This is a genomic window from Ruegeria sp. CG1 (assembly GCF_056537265.1).
This window is the reverse complement of record NZ_JBQFRF010000020.1, coordinates 1-7002: the sequence shown is the minus strand read 5'-3', so window position 1 is coordinate 7002 and position 7002 is coordinate 1. Positions and strand designations below refer to the sequence as shown.

The following is a 7002-nucleotide window of genomic DNA, read 5'->3' as shown; positions in this document are numbered from 1 at the left end:
CCGCCCCATTTGGGTTTGGCTTCGGAATTTGCGTCCTGGTACACAGGTTGTCACGGATTGCGCCATTGGCACGTATCGCGTCAGTTTCTCTAGGGTCCGTACTGGGCCTCGCACCGCTCATCATTGGTGCTGAGGTTGGAGAACTTCTCCCAAGGGAACAATCCGATTGGCTTTTCATTGTTGGTATTGGTCTGGTTACCGCTTTCGTGCCCCAGCTTATCTACACGATATGCTCACCTGTTATTGGGGCTTCCCAAACTGCGGTCGTCGGAAGCATCGAATTACCCACGATGTTTGCCGTGGGATATCTTGCCTTTGGCGAAGCCATCTCTTTACCTCAAGCTTTGGCATGTGCATTAGTGCTGGGCGCAATCGCGATCACAAGAAGTAGAAAGACGCGCACCGTATCCACCGTGCTCGCAAAATCACCGAGGCAGTAGTACTAGGCTCGGTGCTGCCGTTTTCTGCGGTGCACATGACTGGCGGCTTGCGGCCCGAAGCGGGTCTTGCGAATCCCGAGAAACGGAACAAAACCGCAAAGATTTCGCACCATATGATGCTAGGATTTATCGAATCCGTCACAAGATTGAGAACATATTTGGACGGCTGAAAGAGCGGTTCCGGGTCGCGACCCGTTATGACAGGCCCTTTATCATCTTCATGTCTGCCATCGCCCTCGCGGCAAAGCTTTTGTTTGGGTAATAAGTCGAAAATTTAGGAAATCGCCGTCGAACAGATCAAGCTTGATCCAAAAGTTCTGGCCCACCAGGCCAGGCGTGTAAAATAACCGCTAGCGCTAAGTGAGTCTACTCTGGCGCCGAACCAACGGTTAAAATCTTCCCATTGCTCCAAACTAGCGCCTCGTAACAAACCTCGGCTCCTGCGCCTCCGCACCAACCACCGTCTCGTCCAATAAGCAGTATACGGTCAGGCCCCCAGTCAATAAGACGCCAACCCGTTGCCTGCCACGACATGATCTCACCGCCGACGATAAGATGGAGCATGCAACCCCCCTGTTCCGCAGTACATAGAGGCAGCAGAAGTACAGGAATACTGGCTTTCATCTACGAGTTCAGCCTTAACCGTGCCAAACTGGGAGCGCAGCTCGATCTCGGTCACAGCGTCACCCTGATCAAACTCTCCATTCTCGAAGTCTTTGCAAACAGCAGCCGCGCTTTCGATGATCCGTTGTGCTTCCTGAGAGGAGGCCAAAACTGTTGTGGCGCAAAACATCACGGCGACCATTGATGCCAGAAGCGTTGCAAACACAAATTTCACCCTTTTCATGCTGTCCTCTTCGTTTGAATTCAGTGATATCCCGCCAAAGTAGCTTCGTAAGAGGCGGTTTCGCCGAAGTTTTCCATCACCCATTCCGGATCGTAGTAGGTGTCGAGATAACGGTTTCCGTCGTCACACAGAATAGTGACGATGGAGCCAGATCGTCCGGCCGCCTCCATCTCTTGCGCAATTTGCAAAGCCCCCCAAAGGTTTGTGCCTGTTGATGGGCCCGCCCGCCGCCTGATCCGATCTTCAAGCCAGAGCATTGTCGCAATGCTTGCCGCATCTGGCACTTGGATCATACGGTCGATTACATCTGCCAAAAATGACTTCTCTACTTTGGGACGTCCGATACCTTCGATACGACTTGAACAGGAGCGGGTCAGGGTCCTGTCTCCGGTTCGAAAACTATCAAAAAACACTGAGTTTTCTGGGTCCACAACAACCAATTCACTGTTAAAGCCTTTGTAGCGAATGTACCGCCCCAGCGTTGCTGAAGTTCCGCCAGTGCCCGCGCTCATCACAATCACCGATGGAATTGGATGTGGCTCTCGTTCCATCTGGCGAAAAAGGCTTTCTGCAATGTTGTTGTTGCCTCGCCAATCCGTCGCCCGCTCGGCGTACGTGAACTGATCCATGAAGTAGCCACCGACTTCAGTTGCCAGTTCAACCGAGGCCTGGTGCATGTCCGGCGCCGCATCGACGAAGTGGATTTCGCCACCTTGGAACTGGATTAGGTCGATTTTGCTCTTGGCGGTAGATTTTGGGAGAACCGCGGTAAAAGGCACTCCGATCATACGGGCGAAGTAAGCTTCTGAAACGGCAGTGCTGCCTGACGAGGCTTCGATTACACGTGTCCCTTCCCTAATCTTCCCGTTTACCAGCGCATAAAGGAAAAGCGACCGCGCCAACCTGTGCTTGAGACTGCCGGTCGGATGGGTACTTTCATCCTTGAGATAGATGTCTACGCCCTTCAGCCCCCGAACGGGTAGCTTGAAAAGGTGCGTATCGGCAGAGCGGTGAGCATCTGCATTGATCTTTGTAATCGAATCCGAAATCCAACGGCCCATACTTCTACTCAAGCGCCCTGTTTAAGGCCCGTCAAGCTCAGGAAAATCGTCTTTGGAATTCACGGGGATGCAAGCATGCGCCACCAATTGGTCCGACTGTCCATCTAATGGGCAGGAATGCCTATCGTGCCAGAACGTGCTTCAATGAACAGCCAATGATTGAGAGGGAAAAATGTTAAGGTACTATAGGCGACGACTTGAAGCCCAAGGAGAACCAGGCCGAATCCATGGATGAGTGCAGGTATTTGATCTTCGTAAGCAAGCAGCAGAATTGACCCGATCTGGCCGATGCAAATTGCTGCAACAAATATTCCAATATCAATCAACAAAAAGTTGCGCTCAAGTATCGCTGTGTATGCCGTGAATACTGTCACAATCAAAATAGCAGTAATTGCGAGGCTAAATCCCTTAACACTAAATACGTCCCTTCTTGTAAGTCGGGGTGGAAGCGGCATCAGGCAGGCCCAAAAAAATCCTGGCCAAAAAGCCAGCTTTAAGTGTTCCCAAATTGACTCGTTGACAGCTGCCACAAGCGCCACTGGCGCCCAACTTCCCAGCAAAACAAATGCAAAGTGCAGCCCGGATCCGAGTAGGATTATCAGGATCGCCCCAATCGCTTCGAGCCAAATTATTCGGGACGAGGTTTCCAGCATGTTTGGATCTCCCAATCCAGATTGTCGAATACTCTGCTTAGATTCTCAAAAGTGAAATGCCCACAGGCATTGAAGGTCTAGAAGTAGCTTTAATCGCCCATAGTGAGCGGCAATGTCCAAGTCCTTGTAAGAGTTTGTAAAGTTGACCCTTCCTGATTATTAACCGCAGTTGCCGTCATTGCCATGTGCTACAATAGACCGTAGGCTGGATTAAAAACCGGGGTAGAGCATGCACGATAAAAGGTGGGTTATATTATCGGTTGGATTTTTTGCTCTGGCCACAGCGTCATGTACAGATCTGTATCCTGACGCCGACGTCATGCCCACTCGCGCTGATGGGGAAGCCTTTTTCTCAGAAAACTGTAGTTCTTGTCATGGTGTGGATGGCAGAGGCGGTGGCCCGGCAAGCAGCGGTCTTTCCGTTGAGCCAACAGATTTGACAACATTGAGCGCGAAGAACGCAGGCACTTTCCCTCAAGCACTGGCCCTAAGCTACATCTATGGCGACCCAGGAAACAGCCATCTTGCTCGGGTTATGCCGGAATTTGGCGGGGAAATGGCGGAAGACCTGGTTCCGGTTGAAATCGAGGGTGTCTTGACGCCCACCCCGCGCGAGTTAGCAGGGTTATTGTTTTTCTTAGAAAGCATCCAACAGTAGATTAGTGTTCTTGGCGCTAGGTCAGCAATTGACCGTTTGCCGGTGTTCTGGACTTGCACCTTTTTTGACCCGTTGACTATTGCAGGCCTAGCATTGTGAAGCGCCGTGGTCTGCTAGGCGTAAGCTGTCACTCAAAATCTTTTGGCCGAATTGGCGTGTCGAGTCCAATTCTGGCAGACTGCGAAGTGACATATGATTTATGTCAAAGAGTCAAACGCGCTCACATGCTAAATTTCGAATGTTAAATGGTAAAGCTGTTCTGAGCTCGTTGCTGCCTGTCCCCATCAATCGGTTTTGGGCCACAGGATAGCAAATGTTATATGGTAAAGGACCGACGTTGACCGGGGGGAGATGTCGGTCCATTTTTGTTGTGGTAAACTCTCGTTTAGCAAAGGACCTCCAGCTTATGAGGTACTTTAGAATCGTTGCAAGCATAGTCATTTCTTCGGTTGCAACGATATCTGCGGCCCAAGAATTTTCGGACCTTGGCAAAGACCTCTTTGTTGAGCATTGCGCCAGATGTCACGGAATCGATGCATCTGGAAAAGGACCTGACTCAGCTGATTTGAAAACACAGCCTGCTGATTTAACAAAGATTTCCGACCGCAGGGATGGCGTGTGGCCCATGTTGGAGGTCATGTCGATCTTGGACGGTTATTTAAAAGTACAAGAACCTCGCGATGACATGCCTATAATCACCGAGTTGAACGACGGCCCTACTGTCGAATTCGATACGGGGAATGGTTTGGTTACGCGTATTCCTTCCAGACTAATCGAAATTGCTGAGTATTTGGAGAGTATTCAGTCTCCGAAGCCGGAACGATATGTTCCGTGAAGTTCTGATACGCAGCTGAGTGCGATAAAGAGCGTTGCACTGTGCTGCGATGGGCAGGTGCCGAAATTACCAAGAAACAACGAATAACCGCTCAATGTCCAAGGCGGACTACACCAATGCTCTTAACGATGGTTGTCGACATCTGAAGCTATCGAGGTGGCTTTCAGATTTGCGCAGGATCATTTCAAAGCCAAGCGATCCCTTAGGCACTCGCTAAGAGCATTCCCAGTTGGGCCACTTGTCACCGTGGCCGATCCAATACTCTATCGAGCTGCGACCAGTCGATAGTGCGCATTAGTTCTTTCACGGCCTCTGGGTCTACTGTCCTGTCTCGACCGCTGTGTTTTACGATGCGACGCACCAACCAAATACATAGGCTGATGAGAACAAATGACAGGGTAAGGCTGATTAAGGTTTCGGTGCTCATAGTGGAACTATATCATACCTTGGTATTGATGTCCGGCCAGATGAATGTCGAACCAACCCATCGCAATTTCCTGCGGGCTGTTATTGGTTTCAAAGGCTCTGCCGCGGAACTCAAGCTCCAGCCGCTGAAGTTCGTTCTGGCGGTCTATCGCCAGTGTGCGAGTGAACCACTTTGATCGGTCAAAGGTTGAAGGTTGCCAATCAAAATGCACTTATGATTGAAGTACAGTGCTTTAAAGTTGTAGAATCCATGCAGATACTATTTTAAATTGGGCGCGTACCTTGAAACGCGCAAACTTATGGGCAAATCGTGCAAAGTTATGCGCAAATACCGCGCAGAGTTATGGGTAAGCTTCCAAGATTTTCTTCAATGAAATCAATGTTGGGAATGCAGCGTTATGAGCGCACCTACATCTAGTGTAGGATCGCCCAAAATCCTGTTTTGACCCAAAGTTCTGACTAAATTGCCCAAAGTTCTGGTTATGATGCAATCAAGAGCTGAAATTCTTAGTTTCTTGTGTGCGAACTCAACTTTTGGGCGATTGCGAATGCCTAGCGGCTGCGGCATCCTCTGATTTGAAATCTCCAATAGGCCCATTGATCGCGGCAACAAATCACTGCGGCCAATTGGGCGCTGTACCTATCGAACCCTGAGGTGACCCGTTGGCAGTCAAGAAAACCGATCTTTATGCATCTCTATGGGCAAGCTGCGATGAGCTTCGCGGCGGCATGGATGCGTCCCAATACAAAAATTACATCCTGACGCTTCTGTTCATGAAGTATGTCTCCGACAAATACGCCAATCAGAAGTACGGCGCCATCGTTGTGCCTGAAGGCGGATCGTTCAATGACATGGTGGCAGCAGATGGCAAAACGGATATTGGTGATCGCCTGAACACCATCGTCGGCGCCTTTGCCAAAGCAAATGACATGGACTGGCTCCGCAGCGCTGACAACGATTTCAACAATGAAGATCGGTTGGGCAAAGGGAAGGCCATGGTGGACACCTTGTCCAAGCTAGTCCGGATCTTCGAAGGCTTGGACCTTGGTCGGAACCAAGCCGAGGGTGACGATCTCATGGGTGATGCCTATGAGTATTTGATGCGCCATTTCGCGACAGAATCGGGTGTCTGACGTCAGCAGTCTTCTTGGTAGTCAGAATTGCTACCTAAACTCCGGATAGCGTTCTTCAAAAATCTCAAGGTCCGCGAGAGTGAACCATTCCTTCTCTGGCAAAGCCGCGAACTTTATCCCGTCGATCTCCAACTTCTCTCTAATGTTGTCCATCTCTTGAAGGTTGTATTCAGAATCCTGAGGAACAACGTAGAGAACTTCTGGAACATTTCGTAGCACCAGGGCGGCGCGAGCCAGTTGGTCAATAATATAGCTAGGATCCACTCTTGATCGCGGCCCCCTTATCTCAATTGCGCAGAGCAGTTCAGAGCCATCATAAACAACCAGGTCTGTTCCCAGAGGCTCCAGCGTTTTTCCTTCCTGAACGATCAAATTCTGATGATTGAAAATGTCATCGACATTCTCTTTAAAGAAAGCCCTCGCGGCATTCTCGAATGATTGTCCACGCTGCTTGGCCGTTAGCCTCGCTTGCGCTTGGGGACGACCCATAACCGACCTGCTAGTACGCACCTTTTCAAGAATGCGCGCCATTTCCGATTGCGAGACTTCACCGGCAAAGACCTTTGGGGAGATCTCCTTCGCCTTTTCGGAACTATATTGCTCCAGTCTCGAAAGTAGCAGAACCTGCATCATTCCAAGCCACTGTGGTTTCTTATCCAAAATCTCAGGATGATTGGACTGTAACCAGTCCGTAGCTCGCATTTGATTGCGCAGACTGCTGGCTTTGGTTCCTCTTGCGTCCGCGACGGCTTGAAGAGCTTCTTCAGCAAATTTGAACCCATATGAACTAGGCTCTTGAACAAGAGAATTGAGCCACTCACCCAGCGCCATCCAGTTTTCTGCTAGTGCTCTTTCACTGTCAATGAGCGTTCAAAACTGACCCGGTTTCAGCATTTAAATTTGACCCACCCTATGTGGCGCAAAGCCCCCAGGCGGGCCGCCCTCATA

General features: G+C 50.2%; 8 protein-coding genes and 1 pseudogene. 5 read left to right on the top strand and 4 right to left on the bottom strand.

The window, feature by feature from the left end:
- The coding region (locus tag ACR0AU_RS21775; protein ID WP_480796319.1) for an EamA family transporter at positions 1-440 on the top strand (440 nt) is incomplete at its 5' end.
- Between the two features lie 112 nt (positions 441-552).
- Positions 553-702 (top strand): annotated as a pseudogene (locus ACR0AU_RS21770) (IS5/IS1182 family transposase); the annotation flags it as partial.
- A 276-nt stretch (positions 703-978) separates the two neighbouring features.
- Here ACR0AU_RS21770 and ACR0AU_RS21765 read toward each other — a convergent pair.
- The 3 genes from ACR0AU_RS21765 to ACR0AU_RS21755 all read right to left on the bottom strand — a co-directional run bounded on the left by ACR0AU_RS21765 (position 979) and on the right by ACR0AU_RS21755 (position 3001).
- Positions 979-1287 carry a hypothetical protein gene (locus ACR0AU_RS21765; protein ID WP_480796318.1) on the bottom strand — a complete coding sequence of 103 codons (309 nt, stop codon included), beginning with the start codon at positions 1285-1287 and terminating at the stop codon, positions 979-981.
- A 20-nt stretch (positions 1288-1307) separates the two neighbouring features.
- Positions 1308-2348, bottom strand: a complete 1041-nt coding sequence (locus ACR0AU_RS21760; protein ID WP_480796317.1) for a PLP-dependent cysteine synthase family protein — start codon at positions 2346-2348, stop codon at positions 1308-1310.
- A 104-nt stretch (positions 2349-2452) separates the two neighbouring features.
- The gene (locus tag ACR0AU_RS21755; protein ID WP_480796316.1) at positions 2453-3001 is read right to left on the bottom strand and encodes a DUF6512 family protein; all 549 of its coding nucleotides are present in this window, start codon (positions 2999-3001) and stop codon (positions 2453-2455) included.
- A 229-nt stretch (positions 3002-3230) separates the two neighbouring features.
- Here ACR0AU_RS21755 and ACR0AU_RS21750 point away from each other — a divergent pair, with 229 nt between their 5' ends.
- The 3 genes from ACR0AU_RS21750 to ACR0AU_RS21740 all read left to right on the top strand — a co-directional run bounded on the left by ACR0AU_RS21750 (position 3231) and on the right by ACR0AU_RS21740 (position 6054).
- Positions 3231-3659, top strand: a complete 429-nt coding sequence (locus tag ACR0AU_RS21750; RefSeq protein WP_480796315.1) for a c-type cytochrome — start codon at positions 3231-3233, stop codon at positions 3657-3659.
- Between the two features lie 406 nt (positions 3660-4065).
- Entirely contained in the window at positions 4066-4494 is a 429-nt protein-coding gene (locus ACR0AU_RS21745; RefSeq protein WP_480796314.1) for a c-type cytochrome, read from the top strand.
- Between the two features lie 1089 nt (positions 4495-5583).
- Complete coding sequence (locus tag ACR0AU_RS21740) at positions 5584-6054, top strand: type I restriction-modification system subunit M N-terminal domain-containing protein (RefSeq protein WP_480796313.1); 471 nt, start codon at positions 5584-5586, stop codon at positions 6052-6054.
- A gap of 30 nt (positions 6055-6084) precedes the next feature.
- On the opposite strand, the gene ACR0AU_RS21735 is transcribed toward ACR0AU_RS21740, so the two are convergent.
- Positions 6085-6885: a hypothetical protein gene (locus ACR0AU_RS21735; RefSeq protein ID WP_480796312.1), complete on the bottom strand. Its 801-nt coding sequence runs from the start codon at positions 6883-6885 to the stop codon at positions 6085-6087.
- Between the last annotated feature and the right edge of the window lie 117 nt (positions 6886-7002).

Bases quoted from the DNA above. Each gene is read 5' to 3' on its own strand.
- ACR0AU_RS21750 (WP_480796315.1), top strand. From the start codon at position 3,231: ATGCACGATAAAAGGTGGGTTATATTATCGGTTGGATTTTTTGCTCTG.
- ACR0AU_RS21745 (WP_480796314.1), top strand. From the start codon at position 4,066: ATGAGGTACTTTAGAATCGTTGCAAGCATAGTCATTTCTTCGGTTGCA.
- ACR0AU_RS21735 (WP_480796312.1), bottom strand. From the start codon at position 6,885: ATGGCGCTGGGTGAGTGGCTCAATTCTCTTGTTCAAGAGCCTAGTTCA.
- ACR0AU_RS21755 (WP_480796316.1), bottom strand. From the start codon at position 3,001: ATGCTGGAAACCTCGTCCCGAATAATTTGGCTCGAAGCGATTGGGGCG.
- ACR0AU_RS21765 (WP_480796318.1), bottom strand. From the start codon at position 1,287: ATGAAAAGGGTGAAATTTGTGTTTGCAACGCTTCTGGCATCAATGGTC.
- ACR0AU_RS21760 (WP_480796317.1), bottom strand. From the start codon at position 2,348: ATGGGCCGTTGGATTTCGGATTCGATTACAAAGATCAATGCAGATGCT.